Source organism: Maritalea mobilis (assembly GCF_004363175.1).
In the GTDB taxonomy this organism is placed as follows: Bacteria; Pseudomonadota; Alphaproteobacteria; order Rhizobiales; family Devosiaceae; genus Maritalea; species Maritalea mobilis.
This window is the reverse complement of the sequence record NZ_SNYR01000002.1, coordinates 409592-431170: the sequence shown is the minus strand read 5'-3', so window position 1 is coordinate 431170 and position 21579 is coordinate 409592. Positions and strand designations below refer to the sequence as shown.

General features: G+C 51.6%; 17 protein-coding genes and 1 pseudogene. 11 read left to right on the top strand and 7 right to left on the bottom strand.

Going from position 1 to position 21579, the window contains the following annotated elements; translation table 11 throughout:
• Positions 1-78: 78 nt before the first annotated feature.
• Genes hisS through hisG form a run of 3 tightly spaced genes read left to right on the top strand, consistent with a single transcriptional unit; the run spans position 79 to position 3393 of the window.
• Positions 79-1569: a histidine--tRNA ligase gene (gene hisS / locus ATL17_RS09915; RefSeq protein WP_133572646.1), complete on the top strand. Its 1491-nt coding sequence runs from the start codon at positions 79-81 to the stop codon at positions 1567-1569.
• A gap of 1 nt (position 1570) precedes the next feature.
• A complete protein-coding gene (locus ATL17_RS09910; protein ID WP_133572645.1) occupies positions 1571-2671 on the top strand; it encodes an ATP phosphoribosyltransferase regulatory subunit in 1101 nt (366 codons plus the stop codon).
• On the top strand, positions 2668-3393 hold the full coding sequence (gene hisG / locus ATL17_RS09905) for an ATP phosphoribosyltransferase (protein ID WP_133572644.1): 726 nt from the start codon (positions 2668-2670) through the stop codon (positions 3391-3393). The genes ATL17_RS09910 and hisG overlap by 4 nt, the downstream gene beginning before the upstream one ends.
• A 26-nt stretch (positions 3394-3419) precedes the next feature.
• On the opposite strand, the gene ATL17_RS09900 is transcribed toward hisG, so the two are convergent.
• The gene (locus ATL17_RS09900) at positions 3420-3803 is read right to left on the bottom strand and encodes a DoxX family protein (RefSeq protein WP_133572643.1); all 384 of its coding nucleotides are present in this window, start codon (positions 3801-3803) and stop codon (positions 3420-3422) included.
• Between the two features lie 176 nt (positions 3804-3979).
• On the opposite strand from ATL17_RS09900, the gene ATL17_RS09895 reads away from it, so the two are divergent.
• Complete coding sequence (locus ATL17_RS09895; protein ID WP_133572642.1) at positions 3980-4753, top strand: TSUP family transporter; 774 nt, start codon at positions 3980-3982, stop codon at positions 4751-4753.
• A gap of 111 nt (positions 4754-4864) precedes the next feature.
• A complete protein-coding gene (locus ATL17_RS09890) occupies positions 4865-6487 on the top strand; it encodes a globin-coupled sensor protein (protein ID WP_166638990.1) in 1623 nt (540 codons plus the stop codon).
• 76 nt (positions 6488-6563) lie between these two features.
• On the opposite strand, the gene groL is transcribed toward ATL17_RS09890, so the two are convergent.
• Together groL and ATL17_RS09880 are read right to left on the bottom strand one after the other, a co-directional pair.
• Positions 6564-8207: a chaperonin GroEL gene (gene groL / locus ATL17_RS09885; RefSeq protein WP_133572640.1), complete on the bottom strand. Its 1644-nt coding sequence runs from the start codon at positions 8205-8207 to the stop codon at positions 6564-6566.
• A gap of 49 nt (positions 8208-8256) precedes the next feature.
• A complete protein-coding gene (locus ATL17_RS09880) occupies positions 8257-8547 on the bottom strand; it encodes a co-chaperone GroES (protein ID WP_133572639.1) in 291 nt (96 codons plus the stop codon).
• Positions 8548-8824: 277 nt separating this feature from the next.
• On the opposite strand from ATL17_RS09880, the gene ATL17_RS09875 reads away from it, so the two are divergent.
• On the top strand, positions 8825-9958 hold the full coding sequence (locus tag ATL17_RS09875; RefSeq protein ID WP_133572638.1) for a glycosyltransferase: 1134 nt from the start codon (positions 8825-8827) through the stop codon (positions 9956-9958).
• Positions 9959-10639 (top strand): annotated as a pseudogene (locus tag ATL17_RS17225) (glycosyltransferase family 39 protein); the annotation flags it as partial. It lies immediately after the preceding gene.
• Between the two features lie 1179 nt (positions 10640-11818).
• On the opposite strand, the gene ATL17_RS09865 reads toward ATL17_RS17225, so the two are convergent.
• Both ATL17_RS09865 and ATL17_RS09860 read right to left on the bottom strand, forming a co-directional pair.
• Positions 11819-12268, bottom strand: coding sequence for a GNAT family N-acetyltransferase (locus ATL17_RS09865; RefSeq protein WP_133572636.1), 450 nt, complete (start codon positions 12266-12268; stop codon positions 11819-11821).
• 8 nt (positions 12269-12276) lie between these two features.
• Positions 12277-13731 carry a sigma-54-dependent transcriptional regulator gene (locus ATL17_RS09860; RefSeq protein WP_133572635.1) on the bottom strand — a complete coding sequence of 485 codons (1455 nt, stop codon included), beginning with the start codon at positions 13729-13731 and terminating at the stop codon, positions 12277-12279.
• A 286-nt stretch (positions 13732-14017) separates the two neighbouring features.
• On the opposite strand from ATL17_RS09860, the gene ATL17_RS09855 reads away from it, so the two are divergent.
• Positions 14018-15193 (top strand): EAL domain-containing protein, encoded by a 1176-nt coding sequence (locus ATL17_RS09855; protein ID WP_133572634.1) that lies wholly within the window; start codon positions 14018-14020, stop codon positions 15191-15193.
• A gap of 42 nt (positions 15194-15235) precedes the next feature.
• The gene (locus ATL17_RS09850) at positions 15236-16087 is read left to right on the top strand and encodes a TIGR01459 family HAD-type hydrolase (protein WP_133572633.1); all 852 of its coding nucleotides are present in this window, start codon (positions 15236-15238) and stop codon (positions 16085-16087) included.
• Positions 16088-16119: 32 nt separating this feature from the next.
• Here the strand turns inward: ATL17_RS09850 and ATL17_RS09845 are convergent, their stop codons facing one another.
• Positions 16120-16758, bottom strand: coding sequence for a protein phosphatase CheZ (locus tag ATL17_RS09845; protein WP_133572632.1), 639 nt, complete (start codon positions 16756-16758; stop codon positions 16120-16122).
• Positions 16759-16762: 4 nt separating this feature from the next.
• Complete coding sequence (locus ATL17_RS09840; RefSeq protein WP_133572631.1) at positions 16763-17158, bottom strand: response regulator; 396 nt, start codon at positions 17156-17158, stop codon at positions 16763-16765.
• A 198-nt stretch (positions 17159-17356) separates the two neighbouring features.
• On the opposite strand from ATL17_RS09840, the gene ATL17_RS09835 reads away from it, so the two are divergent.
• Together ATL17_RS09835 and ileS are read left to right on the top strand one after the other, a co-directional pair.
• Positions 17357-18334 carry a bifunctional riboflavin kinase/FAD synthetase gene (locus tag ATL17_RS09835; protein ID WP_133572630.1) on the top strand — a complete coding sequence of 326 codons (978 nt, stop codon included), beginning with the start codon at positions 17357-17359 and terminating at the stop codon, positions 18332-18334.
• A 308-nt stretch (positions 18335-18642) separates the two neighbouring features.
• The gene (ileS, locus tag ATL17_RS09830) at positions 18643-21573 is read left to right on the top strand and encodes an isoleucine--tRNA ligase (protein WP_133572629.1); all 2931 of its coding nucleotides are present in this window, start codon (positions 18643-18645) and stop codon (positions 21571-21573) included.
• The last annotated feature ends 6 nt before the right edge of the window (positions 21574-21579 follow it).

Here is a 21579-nt window from a genome sequence, read left to right as displayed (position 1 = left end):
TGATCGTTTAACTAGCGACGCGCATGGTGTTTTTTCCCGCCATGCGCATCAATCGAAACTGAAAAACTAGGTATGATCATGGCTAAAAAAGCAAAGCGTTTAACGCCCATTTTGCCGCGCGGATTTGTAGACCGCGACCCCGATGAAATCATCGCGGTGGATGCCATGATCCATCGGATCAAAGCTGTTTATGAACGCTATGGCTTTGATCCACTTGAAACGCCAATGTTTGAATATACCGAAAGCTTGGGCAAATTCTTGCCAGATACAGACCGGCCAAATGCGGGCGTATTCTCCTTGCAAGATGATGACGAGCAATGGATGAGCCTGCGCTATGATTTGACAGCGCCGCTGGCGCGTTACTTCGCGCAGAACTTCGAAACACTGCCAAAGCCTTTCCGTTCCTATCGCCAAGGCTATGTGTTCCGCAACGAAAAGCCCGGACCGGGCCGCTTCCGTCAATTTATGCAATTCGATGCCGATAGCGTGGGTGCGCCAGATGCCGCAGCTGATGCGGAAATGTGCATGATGATGGCGGATGTGATGGACGAGCTGGGCCTCACTGGCAAGTTCGTTGTGCGCGTGAATAACCGCAAAGTATTGGACGGTGTGTTGGCCGCTGCTGGGTTGGCCGATGATCCAGAAACATCGCTGATCGTTTTGCGGGCCATTGATAAAATGGACCGCTTAGGCGTTGATGGTGTGAAATTACTGTTGGGCGAAGGCCGTGAAGATGAAAGCGGTGACTTCACCAAAGGCGCTGGCCTGATTGGCGACCAGATCGACCGCATTCTCGCCTATGTAACGGCAGATGCCGATAGCGAAACATTGTTCGACGTTTTGGCCGAGCAAGTGGGCGAAAATGAGCAGGGCCAGCAAGGCGTGGCCGAGCTCAAGGAAATGCAAGCCCTCTTCGATGCGGCAGGCTATAGCCGCGACAAGGTGAAGATTGACCCATCTGTTGTGCGCGGCCTTGAATATTACACTGGGCCAGTATTTGAAGCTGAATTGACCTTCCCAGTGACCAACGAGAAGGGCCAAACAGTTATCTTTGGTTCTGTCGGTGGCGGTGGCCGTTATGATGGCTTGGTAAGTCGTTTCCGTGCTGAAGCAGTTCCAGCAACCGGCATTTCAATTGGCGTGAGCCGTTTGGCGAATGCGCTGCAATTGGTCGGCGAATTGGGCGATAAGGAACGCTTTGGTCCGGTGGTCGTCATGATCATGGATAAAGACGAAATCGCGAACTACCAGAAAATGGTTGCCGAGCTTCGGGCCGCTGGCGTGCGGGCAGAGCTTTATCTCGGTCAGTCCAAAAATATGGGCAAGCAGATGAAATATGCTGACCGCCGCAATGCACCAGCTGTGGTGATTGAAGGCTCGGAAGAGCGGGCGGCTGGCGAAGTGCAGGTGAAAGATTTGGTGGCAGGCAAGATCGCTTCTAAAGACATCACCGACAATGCCGAATGGCGCGCCGCGCGCCCAGCGCAAGTGAGCGTGAAGCGTGACCAGTTGGTTGAACACATCAAATCGCTTGTCGCCCAAAACGAAACATCGGACGCTGCGAGCTAAGATGGCTTTCTCCGCAACAGAATTGCAGCAAAAGCGCGACGCGCTGGAAGCCAATATCCGGCAGCGGGCTGAACTGACCGCGCCAGACATTTTGCAAAAGTCGGATTTGTTTTTTGATCTGGCAGGTGAAGATATTGGTCGGCGCTTGTTGTTGACCACGGGCGCCGATGGCACCAATTATTGCCTGCGGCCAGATTTTACCTTGCCGATTGCAGCCGCTTACATCGAAAAGCATCCAGACTTCGAACCAAAATCCTTTGGTTATCTGGGGCCAGTTTTTCGCCAGCGCGAAAATGGCCCGGCTGAGTTTGATCAAGCCGGGTTGGAATTTTTGGCTGCAGATGATGGCGATCAAGCATTTGAAGAATGTTTGGCATTTGCCATCGAAACCGCCGCCCTTTATGGCGAAGAAAAGCCGCGCCTGCATTTAGGGGCAGTTGATCTGTTTGAAGCATTGCTGGATCAAATAGAATTGCCAGATGTGTGGCGTCCGCGCGTGCGCGACCGTTTCGGCCATGATGCCGCGATGGGGCGGTTGCTAGACCGCTTGTTTGCGCCAGAAGATCAGCATGATCAGCCAGAGCTGCCGAAAGATATCGATGCCGCCAAAGCCAAAATCCTCGAAATGATGGATGAGGCGGGCTTGTCGCAATATACCGGACGTACCGCCGAGGAAATCGCTGAGCGCTATTTGGAAAAGCGGCAATTGGCAGAAGCGCCAGTGCCCGCAACCACAGTGCGCACCTTGCGGGAGTTCCTGTCGATCACTGGCCGGGCGCATGAGCAAGTGTTCCACATCACGGCCTTAGCGCAAAAGGTCGGCATCAATCTTGATCAGCAACTGGAGCGCTTGAGCGCACGGCTGACCAAGCTCAAAGCAGATGCACCCCACATTGAAGTTGAGTTCGACGCGGGTTTCTCACCGCGCCTCGATTACTACACTGGACATGTGTTTGAACTTACGTCAAATCTCACAGGCGACGTGTTGGCGTCTGGCGGGCAATATGACCGCCTGTTGCAGCGTTTGGGCGCGCAAAAGCCTGTAACCGCGATTGGCTGTGCCGTTTGGGTAGATCGGTTGGAGCAGGGAGGCGCACGATGAGTTCTATTCTTTTGGCCATTCCGTCTAAAGGGCGGTTGGAAGAAGCCACCCGCGAAGTTTTTGCTGAATTGGGTATGCCCATTGAGCGCCCCGGCGGCGCGCGCTCCTATCTTGGCGAAATGGCGTCCATGCCTGATGTGACAGTTCGTTTCCTCTCTGCCAGCGAAATTGCCCGCGAACTCATTGCTGGCAATATTGATGTGGGCGTGACAGGCGAAGACCTTGTGCACGAAGCGGCAGAACGCGGCATTGAGCAAGTTGAATTGGCAAAGCCACTAGGCTTTGGCGGCGCAGATGTTGTTGTCGGCTTGCCAGAGAGCTGGGTTGATGTGACTGCCATGCGGGATTTGGCGGATGTGGCATCAGATTATCGTCACCGTCATGGCCAATGGCTGCGCGTGGCGACGAAATATATCAATTTGACCCGCAAACATTTCGCGCTGCATGGCATCGCCGAATATCGCATTGTGCAATCCATGGGCGCGACCGAAGCGGCGCCAGCTTCTGGGGCTGCGGAACTGATTGTAGACATCACATCCTCGGGCTCAACGCTGAAAGCCAATCAGCTTAAAGTGCCTAAAGATGGTGTGATCTTGAAATCCGAAGCTAATTTGGTGGTGGCCCGCAATGCACAATGGGACGCCGATAAACTTAGCCTGTTGCGAGACTTTTTGGACAAAATGGAAAAGGGCCTCGGTGAAACAATCACCGAAGCCCTCTAAAATCGCGTAATCGCAAGATTATGTGATTAGTCTTTGTCGATGGCAAATGCGCCTGGGCCATGCAACCAGATGTACAAATAACCGCCAGCCATGGCCAGGTTCTTCATGAAGCTGGTCATTTGCATTTGATCTGCTGGTTGGAAGTGCGCCATAAAGCCGCTTGCCACGCAAAATAGTGCAAGCAAAAGCGCTGCGATGCGGGCTTTAAAACCAACCAAAACAGCCAAGCCAGCAATAAGCTCAAAAAGGCCAACTAAATATACGCTGACACCTGGCATTGGAATGCCCAATGCCTCGAAATAGCCAGCTGTTGCAGCCGCCGCAGTCAGTTTTGAAAAACCTGCCATGATGAAAATCACTGACATCAAAATGCGCGCCACAAGTGGCGTTGCCTTATTTACCCCGTCCATAATACTCTCCGTGTTTGACGTGACGAACAAATTAATGAGTCATAAAAATTATACAATATAACAAAAATTGGACAATTCGTTCGAATAATAAAAACAATGCCTCCCTGTGTAATTTATCTAGCCCCTGCGTGCACTCGGCGGCATAATGCGCGCATCTTTTCGAGTCGGGACCTCCCATGGAATTTGAATTAACGTTGTTGGTGATGATGGCCATCGTGGCCTTCGCTGCCGGATTTATGGATGCCATCGCAGGCGGCGGGGGCTTGTTGAGCTTGCCTGCTTTGTTGTTTGCGGGCCTGCCGCCCGTGGCAGCATTGGCCACCAACAAAATGCAATCCGTGGTGGGCGCACTGGTGGCAGCCACCACCTATGCGCGCAAAGGTTATGTAGACTTCCGCCAGTTGGGCTTGGCTATCGTGACCACCTTTATCGGGTCTGTCATTGGCGCTTTTTCCGCAACTCAGTTGAACACCGACATTCTTTTGTTGCTGGTGCCAATCTTGTTGATTGGCGTCGCGGCTTATTTCTTATTTTCACCGCGCCTTTCTGATGAGGCACGCGCAGATCGGCTGAATTTTGCACTGTTTGGGCCATTGATGGGCTTCACCATCGGATTTTACGATGGCATTTTTGGCCCCGGCACTGGCTCATTCTTTACGGCAGGCTTTGTGACCTTGTTCGGTTTTGGGCTTACCCGTGCTGTCGGTTCCACCAAAGTGCTCAACGCCACATCGAATGCTGCTGCGTTGATCTTCTTTATCTATGCAGGTGAAGTGGTGTGGGCCGTGGGCGGTGCCATGATCATCGGGCAAATTGGCGGTGGCTATCTCGGTGCCATTACAGGCATGCGGTTTGGCGCACGCTTGATCAAGCCAATGATTGTGGTGATCTCGACCGCCATGGCGGTCCGCCTGCTTTGGCCGCAAATCATTGAAATGTTTGCAACTTAATTCACATGTAACTTTCGCTTAATTCAGCGTTAATTAACATGGTTCATATTGCGTTAAGAGGGGGGCCGATCTGATCGGCCATTTTTTGATGTCAATATGGGGGGAGAACCTGTGTCTCAAGATCAAGATCAGGTTTCGATTGAAGAGCGTCGTCAGATGATGGAGCTGGACGCTGACGCTGCGCAACGCGTGGCAAATGCCAAAGACCACATTCTTTCACATCTGCCAGACGCGCTTGATCGCTTTTACGGCAAAGTGGCGAAGTCACCAGCACTGAAATCATTTTTCGACAGCGAGCAGATGCAGCAAAGTGCGCGGGCGCGACAAGTGTCTCATTGGGAGCGGATAGCTGACGGCGCTTGGGATGAGGACTTTTTGCGCGCTGGCCGTCAGGTCGGGCATGTACACGCCAAAATCGGCCTGGAGCTGAAACATTATGTTTCTGGCTACTCTTTGGTGGCCGAAGATTTGATCAAAGGCGTTATGCTGGACATGCTGGCCGAAGATAAAACCCGCAAAGGGCCGTTTGGCCTTGGCGGAAAATCGACAGGCAAACAGGCTGAAATCGTAGCGCAAACCGTTGCGGACATGATGAAAGTCTTGATGCTCGATATGGAGTTGGCCATCAGCTCTTATGTGCATCAAACCCGTCAAGAAACCGAAATGGTCAACGCTGAAATGCAGCATGTGCTGTCCGCTGCGGTGAATGGCGATTTTGACCTGCGCGTTGAAGTTGAAGTGCAAGATCAAAATCTAAATGCGCTCATCCAAAGCACCAATCAGTTGATGACGGAACTGGGCGATCGCCTAGAAGAAGCCGATGACGCTTTGTTCTCAATGGCGAATGCAGATCTAACCCACCGGGTTGAGGGGCAACGCTCAGGCGCATTCGCACGGTTGCAAAATAATATAAATGGCGTCGCCGATCAGCTTTCGGATTTGGTCGGCAAAATTCAAGGCACCTCACGCGCGTTGAAAAGTGCCACTGGAGAAATTCTCTCCGGCGCTAATGATTTGGCCGACCGCAGCAACCGGCAGGCTGCTGCCATTCAGCAAACCACGGCGACAGTGAAAAACATGTCCCAAGCCGTGGCCGAAAATACAAAACAATCGCGTGAAGCAATGCAGCAGGCTGATGATGTGCGCCGCACCGCAGAAGAAGGCGGCGAGGTTATGAGCAGCGCCAGCCAAGCGATGGAGCGGATCACTGACTCGTCCAATAAGATTTCCAATATTATCGGATTGATCGACGATATTGCTTTCCAAACCAATTTGCTGGCCCTTAACGCTTCTGTTGAGGCAGCGCGAGCAGGCGAGGCAGGCAAAGGCTTTGCCGTTGTGGCGGTGGAAGTTCGCCGCTTGGCCCAAAGCGCGGCAGAAGCGTCAAACGAAGTGAAGGCGCTTATTGAGAAATCGGCCCATGAAGTGACCGATGGCACAAAGCTGGTGCATCAAGCTGCCGAGAGCTTGACCGCAATGTTGGAAGCAGCACGTAAGAATAATGAGCTGATGGCTTCTGTGGCGCAAAAGAGCCAGGAGCAATCTACCTCAATTGACGAGATTTCATCAGCCATTTCCCAAATCGATGAAATGACCCAGCATAATTCATCGCTGGTGGAACAAACCAACGCTGCCATCGAGCAAACAGAAGCACGCTCTTCTGAATTGGATAAGATGGTGGATGTGTTCAAATTGACCACAGGTCATGAACATATGATGTCTAGAGCAAGCTAATCGAAAACATTATTATACAAAAAAAAGGGGCGATCCGAAGATCGCCCCTAATGCTTTATAGCGTTGGGCAGCTGGCTTAGAAGCCCATGCCGCCCATACCGCCCATGCCACCCATATCAGGTGCAGGCGCAGCGCCTTTTTCCTGTGGGATTTCAGCAACCATAGCTTCTGTTGTTACCAACAAGCCAGCAACTGAAGCGGCGTCTTGCAACGCTGTGCGCACAACTTTAACTGGGTCAACAATACCCATTTTGATCATGTCGCCATATTCGCCAGTCTGAGCGTTGTACCCAAAGGTTGCGCTAGACTCTTCCAAGATTTTGCCAACAACAACTGAACCTTCGCCACCAGCGTTTTCAACGATCTGACGGATAGGTGCTTGAAGGGCACGCTGAACAATTTTGATGCCAGCTTCTTGGTCAGCATTTTCGCCTTTTGCTTCGATAGAAGCAGATGCGCGAAGCAATGCAACGCCACCACCAGCAACAATGCCTTCTTCAACCGCAGCGCGTGTTGCGTTCAACGCATCATCAACGCGGTCTTTACGCTCTTTAACTTCAACTTCTGTTGCGCCGCCAACTTTGATAACAGCAACACCGCCAGCAAGTTTCGCCAAGCGCTCTTGCAATTTCTCACGGTCATAATCAGAAGAAGTCTCTTCGATTTGAGCTTTGATTTGGCCAACACGAGCTTCGATGTCTTCGTTTGAACCAGCGCCATCAACGATTGTTGTGTTTTCTTTGGTGATGTCGACTTTCTTAGCAGTGCCGAGCATGTCCAAAGTTACGCTTTCCAACTTGATGCCAAGATCTTCAGAGATCACTTGACCACCAGTCAACACAGCGATGTCTTCCAACATGGCTTTACGACGATCGCCGAAACCAGGTGCTTTAACAGCAGCAACTTTCAAGCCGCCGCGCAAACGGTTTACAACCAAAGTTGCCAACGCTTCGCCTTCAACATCTTCAGCGATGATGAGCAATGGACGTGAAGATTGTACAACAGCTTCCAAGATTGGGAGCATGGCTTGTAGGTTTGACAATTTTTTGTCGAACAACAAGATGTATGGATCTTCAAGTTCTGCAACCATTTTCTCTGTGTTGGTGCAGAAGTAAGGAGAAAGGTAACCGCGGTCAAACTGCATGCCTTCAACAACATCCAGTTCAGTTTCCAAAGACTTAGCTTCTTCAACTGTGATCACGCCTTCATTGCCAACGCGCTGCATAGCTTCAGCAATATCTTCACCGATTTGCTTTTCGCCGTTTGCAGAAATTGTACCAACCTGTGCAACTTCGTCAGAAGTTGAGATTTTCTTGGCGCTTTTCGCCAATTTCTCAACAACTTCAGCTACTGCCAAGTCGATGCCGCGCTTCAAATCCATTGGGTTCAAGCCAGCAGCAACAACTTTTGCGCCTTCGTTTACGATTGCTTGAGCCAAAACAGTTGAAGTGGTTGTGCCGTCACCAGCGATATCGTTGGTTTTAGAGGCAACAGTGCGCACCATTTGGGCGCCCATATTTTCGAACTTGTCTTCAAGATCGATTTCTTTCGCAACAGTCACACCATCTTTGGTGATGCGTGGCGCGCCGAAAGACTTGTCGATCACAACGTTGCGGCCTTTAGGGCCAAGTGTCACTTTAACAGCATTCGCGAGAATGTTGACGCCTTTAAGCATCTTGTCGCGCGCTTCAGTGGAGAATTTTACTTCCTTAGCAGACATTATGTTTGCTCCTTAGAAACTTATTTAGGGGGAACGTTAAAAGGCTGAATTAGCCTTCGATAACGCCCATGATGTCGCTTTCTTTCATGATCAACAGGTCTTCGCCATCGATCTTGACTTCAGTGCCTGACCATTTGCCAAACAAAACGCGGTCGTTGGCTTTCACATCAGGTGTGATGTGCTTGCCATCTTCGTCGCGCGCGCCAGGGCCAACAGAAACAACAACGCCCTCAGAAGGCTTTTCTTTCGCAGTATCAGGGATAATGATGCCGCCTGAAGTTTTCTCTTCAGAGTCGACACGACGAACGACAACGCGGTCGTGAAGTGGACGGAAGCTCATGTTCGCTCCTTCAATTTCCAAATGAATTGACATTAATTTCGCTGCTATTAGCACTCTCGATATGTGAGTGCTAACAAGCATCGCACAGGAAATAATGGTCGGGGCAGTGAGAGTCAAGAACTGGCCGATGAAGTTTTTTTAAAAAATCACCAAAATGGATGAAGTCCGCCATTTTTGCGGCCACGCCCCACCAACATTCAGTGCGGGGAAAGGATTGCCTTTAACGGCAACTAGGGTTAAGCCTTCGCCGAGTTTTTTTCAGGGTAGTTGGGAACATATGTCAGAGCAAGGCCAAACTTTGACCGCAAGCGAAAGCTGGCGCGCGCCGCATTTGTCAATTGTCGTGCCGACATTTAATGAACGGGGCAATATTGAACTGTTGGTGGAAAAGCTGGAAGCGGTTTTCCCCCAATTGCCTTTCGAAGTGATTTTTGTGGATGACAATAGCCCAGACGGCACGGCAGAGCTGGCCAAGGAAATTGGCCAAACAAAGCCCTGGGTCAAATGCATTAAGCGGATTGGCCGTCGTGGCTTATCATCTGCCTGTGTTGAGGGTATCTCCTCCAGCAATGCGCCCTATGTTGCGGTGATGGATGCAGACCATCAGCATGATGAAACGGTGCTACCGCAAATGCTGGAGATGGTTGAAAAAGAAAAAGACCTGGTGCTTGCATCGCGCTTTCTTGATGGCCGCACCGCAGAAGAGGGCTTGTCGAAGTTCCGTGAGTTTGGCTCCAACGTCGCCAACGCCATCGCTAATTTGGTGACAGGCGTGAAAATCACCGATCCCATGACCGGGTTTTTCATGCTCAAGCGAGAAAAGTTCGAAAAGATTGCGCCAAATCTGTCGAGCGAAGGTTTCAAAATCCTGCTCGATATTATCGCCACCGCCCGCAATATGGGATCGCCGCTGAATATTGGTGAGGTTGGGTTCACCTTCCGCGCGCGGCACGATGGTGAAAGCAAAATGAGTCCGCTGATTGCGGTGCAGTTTTTTGGCCTCGCTCTATCAAAAATGACAGGCGGGTTTTTGCCATCCTCTTTTTTCCTGTTCGCAGCAGTCGGCGCGACAGGTGTGGTGGTGCATTTGCTTGCGCTCACGCTGGCAAGCGGCGTGTTTGGCTTTAACTTTACCAATGCACAATTGTTCGCGACCATTGTGGCGATGACATCGAACTTCCACCTCAACAATATGTTCACCTATGCAGATCGGCAACTGCGTGGCTCGAAATACTGGACGGGCTTATTGAGCTTTTATGCCGTATGCGCGGTGCCGGCGATTGCTAATGTGTCGGTCGCAGCCTTTATCTTCGAGCAAAATTCGCTCTTCTATTTCGCGGCCATTGCAGGCATCGTCATCAGCATCGTATTTAACTATGCAGCAACGCGCATATTTACATGGCGGGCATAAATGAAATTGGGGCAGCGCAGCAGTGCTAATTTGATGGCTTGGCCCGGCCAAGAGGGCGCAAAATACGCCAAGCTTGTGCTTTGGCTGATTGCGCTCACCACCATCTGGCGCATTTGGGCCGCGGCCATGGTGGGGTTTGGCATCGGCGAAGCCTATTATTTGGCATCAGCCCGCAGCCTGCATTTATCTTATTTCGACCAGCCGCCCCTTTTTCTTTGGATATTGTGGGGCATAAACGCCATCACTCCCGGCGAAGCGCCTGTTTTGCTGCGCTTGCCATTTATCCTAATGTTCAGCTTAAGCACATGGGTGATTTTCCAAATCGGCGCGCGGGTGCAAAGCGCGCGTGCCGGATGGCTTGCTGCACTCCTGTTCAATATTTCGCTGCTGTTCCAAGTGTCGATCGGCGGCTGGGCGCAGCCCGAAGCGCCGCTGATGCTGTTCTGGTTGCTTACAGTTTGGTTTTTGTTGGACTTATTTGGTGAAGAGCCAAATGCGCCTTTGGTCAGCTGGGGATTGGTTGGCCTCATGTTGGGCCTGACCTTTTTGTCGAAATACCACGCAGTTTTTCTGCTCTATGGGGCCGGGCTTTACGCTCTGATCGTGCCGAGCGCCCGCAAATGGATTGTGCACCCCGGGCCATATATCGCCATCGCAATTGCCGCGCTTATTGCCTCGCCAGTATTGATATGGAATTGGCAGAACGATTTCATCTCCTTCAATTTTCAAGGCGGCCGTGCATTTGGCGATGAGATTTCGCTGGTGCGCCTGGTGCGCATGATTGTTGGGCAGCTGATTTACATTACGCCTTGGATCGCGCTTCCTGCGCTGACGGCAGCCATCATCGCGGTGATTAAGGGGCCCGGTTCATTCTGGCCAAGCTCCAAAGGGCGCGGCGTTGCTTTTTTCTTTGTGATGCTTGCCCACGGCCCCATCATCTTGTTCACCGCAGTTGCGGCATGGTCAGAAACTCAGTTCCATTTCCACTGGCAGGCGCCGGGCTATATGATGCTGTTCTTATTGCTGGCCATGTGGATGGATGCAAGTTGGGCGCGGTTTAAAACGGCGCTGACGGTCTTTTTGGTGGCCGCAACAATTGTAAACTTCGCCGCCATGTCCATTTTGGTCACCCACACGGCCAATGGTTGGTTGCGTCAAATTGTTCCCGGCTTCGAAGAAGGAATAGACCCCACACGCGATGCCTTGCCATGGACAGCGTTGGGCGAATTTTTGCGCGACGAAGATGCATTGAAAGAAGGCAAGTTCATAGCGGGCGTGCATTGGACCGAATGTGGCCATGTTGATAATGCAGCGGCGGGGCAGGTGCCATTTTTGTGCATCTCTTCCGACCCGCGCAACATCGCCTTCAATGTCGACCCAACCACGCTTCAAGATCAAACGGGCTATATCGCAACTTCTGTCTGGCCTGATGAAGCGATCATGGGTCGGTTCACGCCGTTCTTTGAAAATTTCGAGCAAGTCGGCGAAGTTGAAATTCAACGGGCAGGCCGCACTGAATTGGCGCCAGTGCGCATCTATCGCGGAGAAAAGCTGATTATTGATCGCGAGTTTGGGCCGAGCACAACAGGCAAGTTTCAGGTGCCATTGCTGCCGCTTACCCGCATTTCGCGCATTATGGGGCAGGTTGACGAGCTTGCCGCGCCGCTGGAAGTGGATGCATATGTAAATGGTGAGCGCATTGGCGCAGCCAACATTGTGGATGGTGCCTTTGATATGACCACCGGCATGGTGGCAACTTTGCCTCTGCGCACAGTTACGCTTGAGCTGAAATCGCCAGATGGAAAACCATTATTCGCGAAGTCAGTGAAGGTTTACCTAGGCTACCATCAATAGAGCCAATTAAGTGCTTTGGTGTCGCCACACCATTTCCACATCAATCTCGCCGCGCTCATAAACAGTGAAGCCGTTCCGGGCGTAGAATCGCTCTGCATCGCTATTGCTCAGTGCGGTGAGGATGATGTCTTGTTGCAAATCCGTTGCGCGGGCCTTCAATTCATTGAGAATATCACAACCTATCCCCTGACCTTGATAATCAGGCCGCAGATAGAGGTGCGCCAAATAAAGGTCATTTTCACGCGGGATCAGTGCAAAACACCCAACTAAAAGCTCTTGATCAAACAATAGGATTGTGTGTTCGGGCGAGAATTCGTAGATAAAACGTTGGCGAGCACGGGTGGGGTTGAAACGTCCAGCTTTTTCCAAGCTGGGGCGCATTGCGACCAAGCGCAATTCGATCAACGCTTCAAGATCAGCAAGCTCTGCTGATCGCCGAACAAACGGAATAGACATTTAGAACCTTAAGCGGCGCTTTCCGCTTCCATCTTCTCCCAAGACATTTTCTTGCGATAGATGGTGGAAGGGCTGATTTCCAGTGCAGCAGCAGCTTGGGAAATATTGCCATCAAACAAGGCAAGCGCTTCTTCAATAATGCGTTGCTCTTGCTTCCAAAGGGGTTCCAACACAGCCAATTGTGCCCGTGCATGACGGTTGGCAATCGGCGCAGCGCGCGGTGCTTCTCTTTGCGCTTGCTGTGCATTGCTCTCTACATCGGCAAGACGCACCATGCGGGCGGTGACCAACTGCTCATCATGCATCACGACAATGCGGCGCACCAGATTTTGGATCTGGCGCACATTGCCCGGCCACTCACGTGCCATAAACTGCTCAGCGGTTTCACGATCAAAGCCGATAAATTCCTTGCCTTCTTCTTCTGAGTAGCGGGCGAGGAATGTTTCTGCAATCGGCATAATATCCGCTGGACGCTGGCGCAAAGGCGGTAAATGAATGGGCAACACATGCAACCGATAGAACAAATCTTCCCGGAAACGCTTTTCCGTAATCATTTGCATCGGGTTGCGGTTGGTGGCGCAAATAATACGCACATCAACCTTGCGGGGCATGGCTTCGCCCACCCGGTTGATTGTGCCTGTTTGCAAAAAGCGGAGCAACTTGGCTTGAAGGCTTAGATCAAGTTCGCCGATCTCATCCAAGAACAAGGTGCCGTTCTGCGCCAATTCAACTGCGCCGTCGCGATCTTGCATCGCGCCAGTAAACGCCCCTTTGGCCACACCAAACAATTCAGTTTCCATCAAATCGCGCGGAATGGCCCCGCAATTAATGGCCACAAAACGTCCTTCGGCCCGGTTTGAGCGGGCATGAAGCGCTTCGGCGCAAACCTCTTTGCCTGTGCCGCTCTCACCAGTGATGAACACTGGCGCGTTTGATGGTGCAATCCGGCCGATTTGCTCGTAAATCACCCGCATTTGCGGTGAGGCGCCAACAAATCCTTCAAAGTCCAAACGGTCGCCTTCTTCAATCGGCGGCGAGAACTGATATTTCTTGCCATGTCGTGCAGAAAGCTCTTCCAACCGATCAAACAGGATTTTGGCGGTAACTGGTTTGGCAAAATAATCATGTGCCCCAGCGCGCATTGCCGCCACAGCCATGGTCACCGAACCACCTTCAGAAAGGGCGATAATCAACGCGCCTTGGGAGTAATGTGCAATTTTGGAAAGGGCAATTTCGGCATCGGGTTCAATATCTTCCAAACTGCCGAGATCTGCGAAGATAATATCGTAATCGTGAGATTTGAGTGCGCTCAACCCCTGTTTGCCGCCGGTGACATGGGTGCAAGTGAGTTGCATCCCATTTCCTTTATTGTCCAAAAACTCTTGGCAATCATTCAGGATGAAATTGCCATGGTCGACAATCAATAGACGCGGTGGCCGTGACGAGCCGCATGAACTTGGCATTCTGCCGTTACTCCCGATTCTGGGTCTTATGTCGCATTCTTGCTCCCCCCATTTTTCATAATTAGGGTAAACAAAGTGTTTGCATTTGATGCAAAATTGTAAAAATAGCGAAAAACATGAACTTAGCGATTGCTTTGACGGGCAAAAAAGCGATGCTATGTTGATGGCAGGGGAATCTAGATTGAAGGGCCTTTAGTGTAACGTGCGCGCACTCATTTCTTTTTTCATCCTTGTTGCGTGTTTGAGCGTGGGCATTACCGCCTATTTCGGTCTGGGCGTTAACTTAATGGATGCTATTTTGGTCACAGGTCTATTTGCCTTGACCTGTTTTGTGATCATCGAAGCGATGTTTCGCCGCCGCACAGAAAAATATCTGGCCCAACGTGTTTCTGAAATCGCCCAGCAATTGGGTGTGGTTGCCCGCACCAATGAGATCATGTCCGATCAGGTCAATTATCTGTCCAACATCAATGTCAACAATCGGTTGGAAGATGTAGAGGCAGATATTTCTGTTTTGGGGACCGTGATCCGCGAATTGGCTGAGGCGGTTGCCGAGGTGGAAGAAGCCCAAGCCACACAGGCCATGGCACCGCCACCACCACCAGCGCCCGCGCCGCAAAGTGCGCCAAACGTATCCTCCATCAACACGCAGAAACGGCACGCGGAAAATGTTGATGAAGAAGAGGTCGATGTGCCGATTTCCATTTTGCAGGATGCCTTGGCTGAAGGCCGTGTGCGCCAATATCTGCAACCCATCGTCACCCTGCCGCACCGCCGGACATTGGGATATGATCTGGTGCCAAAAGTTTCACAGCCTGGCAGCAAGCTTTTGAGCGCCCACGAGTTTTTGCCAAATTCTGATCGTACCGGCACGATTTCCGAATTGGAGCAGATGCTGGTGCGCCAAGCTGCCAACATCATCCATCGCTCCAATATTGCGGGCGAGCCGACCTCTTTGTTCGTGCCGATCTCATATAGCCTGCTTAATGATGTGGATGCGTGCGAGCGTTTGGTGGATTTGGTGCGGTCTAACCGTGCGGTCACCGCCAGCCTGTTCCTCACCATGGAAGAAGAGAAATATTCCCGGCTGAGCGACAATCAGCGGGCCGCATTGTCCATGTTTGTTAAAATCGGCGTGGGCATCTGCTTGGATAAAGTGCGCAGCCTGCGCCTGAATTTTCAGGACCTTTATGCCCGCGGCATAAAATATGTGAAAGCGGATACACAGCGCTTTATCGAAGATCCGCAATCCTATTCTGATTTACACAATGCCGATGTGGCCGATTTCGTAAAGCGATATGATGTTGGCTTGATCATGGATAATGTGGTGCAAGAAGAGCAGATTTTGATGCTGCTGGATGACAAAATCCCGTTTGCGCAAGGCGAACATATCGCACCACCTTCGCCTGTTCGCCCAGATTTGCTGGGTGAACAACAAAAAGTTCAATCAACTGCCTATTAAGCGGTTCGCTTTCGGCAGATTTCAAATTTAGAGCAACGTTCCATGTCTCTTGAAAAGCTGGGCCTTTCTGGCCTGATCGACCAATATGATGCCTTGTTTTGTGATGTGTGGGGCGTGCTCCACAATGGCCGTGTTGGCCACCAAACGGCCATCGACGCGCTGCGCGAAGCCAAAAATATGGGCAAAGCTGTGGTGCTGGTCACCAATGCGCCACGCCCTTCCGGTGAAATTGCCAGTGAAATCGCCCATCTTGGCGTAACCACTGATGTTTATGATGCAATTGTCACCTCCGGCGACGCCACACGCGATCTAATCCGCCCCTATGAAGGGCAAACGCTTTATCGTTTGGGGCCAGATAGCGATGGTGCGCTGTTCGATGGTATTGATGTGCATTTTGGTCCGTTGGAAGAGGCCAAGGCAATCATGTGCACTGATTTGGAATATGGCCGTACGCCTGAAGATTATGCCGATGAAGTACATGATTGGAAGGCACGCGGGCTGCCCTTTATCTGCGCCAACCCCGACAAGGTTGTGGAAGTGGGCGATGAGATCATTTATTGCGGCGGTGCCTTGGCCGATGTGTATGAACAGGCGGGCGGCGAAGTGCGCTTGGCCGGCAAGCCCTTTACGCCAATTTACCAGCGCGCAGCGCGCCTAGCGTCTGAAAAGCTTGGTGCAGAACCTGCACCTGGCCGCACCTTGGCAATTGGCGATAGCGTACGCACCGATGCCACAGGGGCAGCACAAATGGGCTATGATTTCCTGTTTATCTCTGGCTCCATTCACGCCCATGAATTGGGCGATTTTGAAAACCCTGATCCTGAAATGATCACCAAACTGGTTGGCCAAAGCAATGCAAACACGGTGGGGTTTGCCCCGCGTCTTTATTGGTGAGTTGACGCAGGGCAGGGGGGAAGTGTGAGTTCTTAAAACATCGCATCAATGTCAGATTGGGAAACCCCTTCGCCCTCATGGGCAGGGCCACTGACCAGCTTTTCGCGATTGCGTTTTTCCCGCTCACTCATTTCGCCAGTGCTGACGGGCGCGATATTATTGTTCTCAATCATGCGGCACAGTACTTCAATCCGTTGCTCAATCACTTCCATCGTATGGATGATCTTGGTCACGCGCTGACCGGTAAGGTCTTGAAAGCTGCAGGCTTCAAAAATAGCCATCATATGCTGCTCAACTTCCGCCGCATATTTTTCCGGGTCGGACTTATCAGCGGCCAGCACCTGCTCAGCCACATTCATAATCGTATCGGTCGCCACTTCCGTAGCTTTAACAATCGCGCCAAGCTCGCGCCCCATTTCTGGGATGCGTTTGGCGAAAATATCGTTGGCATCAACGCGAGAAAGCTCGCTCCGTAGACCTTCAATCGCGCCCAAAATCTCCCTGAGTTCTTGGTGCATTGAACGGTCTAAACTGCGCACCAAGGGCTTAAGTGCCGCGGTGACTTTTTCTGCCAATGCAATCACATCTTTCAACGGAATGCGTTCATCATTTCGCTCTGCCAGATCGGTCAAATCCAATTCCGGTTTTTGCTGTTCTGCCGCCTGTATCATGGGCCTATCCCGCCATCTGCTTTTCAAAAACCGCTTGCATCTTGGCGAAAAGCACCTCGGTGGTGAACGGTTTGATGATGTAATTATTCACGCCTGCACGTTTAGCAGCGATCACATTTTCAGTGGCAGATTCTGCCGTAATCATGATGAAGGGCACATGGGCATTTGTTGCGTCCGCCCGCACATGGCGCAGCAATTCATAGCCAGTCATCGGCTCCATGTTCCAATCTGATATGATCAGATCATATTTAGCCCGTGCGGTGAGTTGTGCCGCTTCGTGCCCATCGCGGGCCTCATCAACATTCTCAAACCCCAATTGCTTTAATAGATTTCGCAAAATGCGCAGCATCGTGGTGTAATCATCCACAATCAGAATGCGCATGGACCGATCCAAAGCCATTCTCTTACCCCTAGAAATCATAAAATATTTCGCTATGGTACGGCCCGTCCTTGAAAGTGCGGTAAATCCTCAACTTGGGGAAACCCCTTATCCATATGCGACGAAATATAAAAAGGGTTTGCTTGCAAATTGCCGCCAAAAGGGGCAGTTTGCGCCAATTCAAATTTGCCATCGATTCAGCAAATAGGGCTTCACATTATGGCGTTTACCATTGTCGAAAATTTGGGCCAGCTGCCGCAGCATTTGCGCGGGGGCGTGGTCGCCATTGGCAATTTTGACGGCTGCCATCGCGGACATCAATCCATTTTTGAGCGCGCAAAGCAAATGGCCGCGGCCAATAACGTGCCCGCCTTGGTGTTGACATTCGAACCGCACCCTCGCGATGTATTCGCGCCAGAACCCTTTATGTTTCGTCTAACAGAGCGCAACCAAAAAGCGCGTTTGGTGGAAGCGATGGGCTTTGATGGCATTGTGATCATGCCATTCACCAAAGATTTTTCACAAAAATCGGCGCCCGAATTTATCGAGAATTACATAGTTGATCAGCTCGGCGCGTCCATCGTGACTGTTGGTGCTGACTTCCATTTCGGTAAAAACCGAGCGGGCACTCCGCAATATCTGGTCGAGGCGGGCCCGAAATATGGGTTTGACGTGGTGATCAACCATATGTTGGACGAAGGCGACGCGCCTGTGTCGTCCACCCGTGTGCGCGAAGCCTTGCGCGAGGGCGAGGTGCGTTTCGCCAACCAGTTGCTCGGCTATCATGCCTTCATCGCTGGCGAAGTGAGCCATGGTGATAAGCGTGGGCGCGAACTGGGCTACCCCACAGCCAATTTGCATTTGTCGCCCCATGAAGGGCTTAAGCATGGCGTTTATGTGGTGCGCGCACGCGTGAAAGGCAAAACCTATCATGGCGTTGCAAACTTTGGCCGTCGTCCCATGTTCGACAATGGAATGACCTTGTTTGAAACGCACATTTTCGATTTCGCCCAAGAAGTCTATGGCGAATATATGGAAGTGGCGCTTTGCGAATATTTGCGGGGCGAAGAGAACTTCAATTCCCTTGATGAATTGATTGCCGCTATGGACAAAGACAGCGAAAAGGCCAAGGCAATCTTGGCTGATGAAAAAGCAATGTCGGAAATCGACGTCAAACTGGGCTTTTTCGATCAGTAATCAACCCCAAGTTTTTCGGGCAAAAGATTGACTTTGCGCCCTGTTCTGGCCTAAAGCGTTCTGATTAGCAATAAATCGGTGACCAACTCGTGACCTTCTTTGATCACATGGCAATTGAACGATTATCTATCGCTCCTGCGAGCGCCAAAAGTGCTGCGCAGTTCATTCCGATTATTCGAATTATTAGCCGGCCTTCGTAATCTGCGCGAAGTGCGCGAACGAAGTGTCGGGTAAAAACATCGAGTTCTAGCCGCGGCCAATGCGCCTGACGGCTTTTCCCAAATACAAATTGAATGAATGTTAGCACTATGAGCGACAACCAAACCGATAAAAAAGACTATTCGGCAACATTGAACTTGCCTGAAACCGAATTCCCCATGCGGGCAGGCCTGCCCAAGCGCGAGCCAGGCTGGCTAAAGCGCTGGGAAGATATGAACATCTACCAGCAATTGCGCGATGCCTCTAAGGATAAAGAAAAATTCATCCTGCATGATGGCCCGCCATATGCGAACGGCAACATCCATATCGGCCACTCCTTGAACAAGGTGCTGAAAGATATGGTGGTGCGCTCGCACCAGATGCAGGGCTATAACGCCGCCTATATCCCGGGGTGGGATTGCCACGGGTTGCCCATCGAATGGAAAATCGAAGAGCAATATCGCGCCAAAGGCAAAAATAAGGACGAAGTGCCAATCAACGAATTCCGTAAGGAATGTCGCGAATTTGCCGCCCATTGGCTGGACGTGCAGCGCGAAGAATTTAAGCGCTTGGGCGTAAATGGCGATTGGGACAATCCTTATATCACCATGTCTTTCGATGCAGAGGCACAGATCGCGCGCGAACTGATGAAGTTTGCCACATCTGGCCAGCTTTATCGTGGCTCAAAGCCTGTGATGTGGTCCGTGGTGGAACGCACCGCCTTGGCCGAAGCCGAAATCGAATATCATGAATATGAGAGCGATGCGATCTGGGTGAAGTTCCCCATTTCAGCCGCTGGCGGCACAGGCGACCAAGCCGATTTGGTTGAGAAATTGATGGATGCGAAAGTGGTGATCTGGACCACAACGCCTTGGACCATCCCCGCCAACCGCGCCGTATCTTATTCGTCAGATATCTCTTACGGCCTTTATCAAGTTACAGAAGCGCCGGATGAGAACTGGGTCGAAAAGGGTGAATTGCTGGTTTTGGCCGACAATTTGGCTGCCGATGTGTTCGGCAAAGCCCGTGTGGACGTTTTTGAGCGTATTGGCGACGTGCCAGCTGATGTGCTGGGCACCATCGAATGCGAACATCCATTGAACGGCCATGCAGATGGTTACGACTATACCGTGCCACTGCTCAATGGTGATCACGTGACAGATGATGCAGGTACAGGTTTTGTACACACTGCACCGGGCCACGGCGCAGATGACTTTGAAATCTGGATGGAAAATGCCCGTGAGCTTGAAGCACGTGGCATCGATCCAACCATTCCATTCTGCGTAGATGCGGGCGGCTATTACACCAAAGACGCACCCGGCTTTGACGGTGCACGCATCATCGATGACAAAGGCAAAAAGGGCGACGCCAACAATAAGGTGATCGCTGAATTGGCAGCGCGTGGTGCGATGGCAGCACGGGGTCGATTGAAGCACCAATATCCGCATTCTTGGCGGTCGAAAAAGCCAATCATCTATCGCAACACACCACAATGGTTTGTGTATATGGATCGCGATATTGACGGGCAGGGCGACACTTTGCGCACCCGAGCGATGGATGCGATTGAAGCCACAAACTTTGTGCCACAAACCGGCAAACGCCGCCTAAGTTCAATGGTCGAAGGCCGCCCAGACTGGGTGTTGTCTCGCCAGCGCACATGGGGCGTGCCGATCTGCGTGTTCGTCAATGAAAATGGCGACGTTCTGAAGGATGACGAAGTGAATACCCGCATTGCCGACGCGTTTGAAGCGGAAGGTGCGGATGCATGGTTTGCTGAAGGCGCAAAAGAGCGGTTCCTGACCGACAAATATAATGCTGCCGAATGGGAGCAAGTGACTGACATTTTGGATGTGTGGTTTGACTCTGGTTCAACCCACTCATTCGTGTTGGAAAAGCGCGACCATCACCAATCACCTGCTGATGTTTATCTTGAAGGCTCAGACCAACACCGCGGTTGGTTCCAATCTTCATTGTTGGAAAGCTGCGGCACCCGTGGTCGTGCGCCTTATAAAAACGTGGTGACCCACGGCTTCACCATGGCTGAAGATGGGCGCAAAATGTCGAAATCAATCGGCAACACCATCGCGCCGCAAGACATCATCAAGCAATATGGTGCTGACATATTACGCTTGTGGGTGGCCTCTGTTGACTATTCAGAAGATCACCGGATCGGCGACACCATCATCAAAACCACCGTGGATGCGTATCGCAAAATGCGCAACACGCTGCGGTTCCTTTTGGGCAATTTGGCCCATTACGATCCAGCAGAAGAAGTGGCATTTGAAGATATGCCAGAGCTTGAGCAATATATGTTGCACCGCTTGGCCAAGCTGGATGAAGAAGTGCGGACCTATTACAAGACCTTTGATTTTAAACGGGTGTTCTCAACACTGTTTAATTTCATGACGGTTGATCTGTCTGCCTTCTATTTCGATATCCGCAAGGATGCGCTTTATTGCGACCCGAAATCCAGCGTGAAGCGCAAAGCGGCTTTGACCGTGTTGAACAAGTTGTTTGAGTGCCTCACTGCATGGTTGGCGCCCATCATGGTGTTCACCATGGAAGAAGTGTGGTTGGAGCGGTTCCCTGAGGCGGATAGCTCTGTGCACAAGCGCGAGTTTCCTGCTGTGCCTGCAAACTGGCGCAATGACCAACTGGCCGAGAAATGGGTGAAAATCCGCAAGGTTCGCCGTGTGGTAACGGGTGCGCTTGAGATCGAGCGCCGCGAAAAACGCATCGGCTCGTCGCTCGAATCTGCACCAAAGGTCTATGTGTCAGACGCTGATCTATATGTGGCCTTGCACGGGCAAGACATGGCTGAGATTTCCATCACCAGCCAAGCTGAAGTGCTGCAAAATGAAGGCCCTGGCGAAGCGTTCCGGTTGGACGATGTGCCTGGCGTTTCCGTGGTGCCAGCCATGGCCGAAGGCAAAAAGTGCGAACGATCTTGGAAGGTCTTGCCAGAAGTTGGCGAAGATAAAGACTATCCGGATGTCACCTTGCGCGATGCGCAGGCGCTGCGCGAATTGGCGCAAGCATAAGGACTG

Bases quoted from the DNA above. Each gene is read 5' to 3' on its own strand.
- ATL17_RS09875 (WP_133572638.1), top strand. From the start codon at position 8,825: ATGTCAGAGCAAGGCCAAACTTTGACCGCAAGCGAAAGCTGGCGCGCG.
- ATL17_RS09895 (WP_133572642.1), top strand. From the start codon at position 3,980: ATGGAATTTGAATTAACGTTGTTGGTGATGATGGCCATCGTGGCCTTC.
- ileS (WP_133572629.1), top strand. From the start codon at position 18,643: ATGAGCGACAACCAAACCGATAAAAAAGACTATTCGGCAACATTGAAC.
- ATL17_RS09845 (WP_133572632.1), bottom strand. From the start codon at position 16,758: ATGATACAGGCGGCAGAACAGCAAAAACCGGAATTGGATTTGACCGAT.
- ATL17_RS09865 (WP_133572636.1), bottom strand. From the start codon at position 12,268: ATGTCTATTCCGTTTGTTCGGCGATCAGCAGAGCTTGCTGATCTTGAA.
- ATL17_RS09855 (WP_133572634.1), top strand. From the start codon at position 14,018: ATGGATGCTATTTTGGTCACAGGTCTATTTGCCTTGACCTGTTTTGTG.
- ATL17_RS09900 (WP_133572643.1), bottom strand. From the start codon at position 3,803: ATGGACGGGGTAAATAAGGCAACGCCACTTGTGGCGCGCATTTTGATG.
- hisG (WP_133572644.1), top strand. From the start codon at position 2,668: ATGAGTTCTATTCTTTTGGCCATTCCGTCTAAAGGGCGGTTGGAAGAA.
- ATL17_RS09850 (WP_133572633.1), top strand. From the start codon at position 15,236: ATGTCTCTTGAAAAGCTGGGCCTTTCTGGCCTGATCGACCAATATGAT.
- ATL17_RS09860 (WP_133572635.1), bottom strand. From the start codon at position 13,731: ATGCCAAGTTCATGCGGCTCGTCACGGCCACCGCGTCTATTGATTGTC.
- ATL17_RS09840 (WP_133572631.1), bottom strand. From the start codon at position 17,158: ATGGCTTTGGATCGGTCCATGCGCATTCTGATTGTGGATGATTACACC.
- ATL17_RS09910 (WP_133572645.1), top strand. From the start codon at position 1,571: ATGGCTTTCTCCGCAACAGAATTGCAGCAAAAGCGCGACGCGCTGGAA.
- ATL17_RS09880 (WP_133572639.1), bottom strand. From the start codon at position 8,547: ATGAGCTTCCGTCCACTTCACGACCGCGTTGTCGTTCGTCGTGTCGAC.
- hisS (WP_133572646.1), top strand. From the start codon at position 79: ATGGCTAAAAAAGCAAAGCGTTTAACGCCCATTTTGCCGCGCGGATTT.
- groL (WP_133572640.1), bottom strand. From the start codon at position 8,207: ATGTCTGCTAAGGAAGTAAAATTCTCCACTGAAGCGCGCGACAAGATG.
- ATL17_RS09835 (WP_133572630.1), top strand. From the start codon at position 17,357: ATGGCGTTTACCATTGTCGAAAATTTGGGCCAGCTGCCGCAGCATTTG.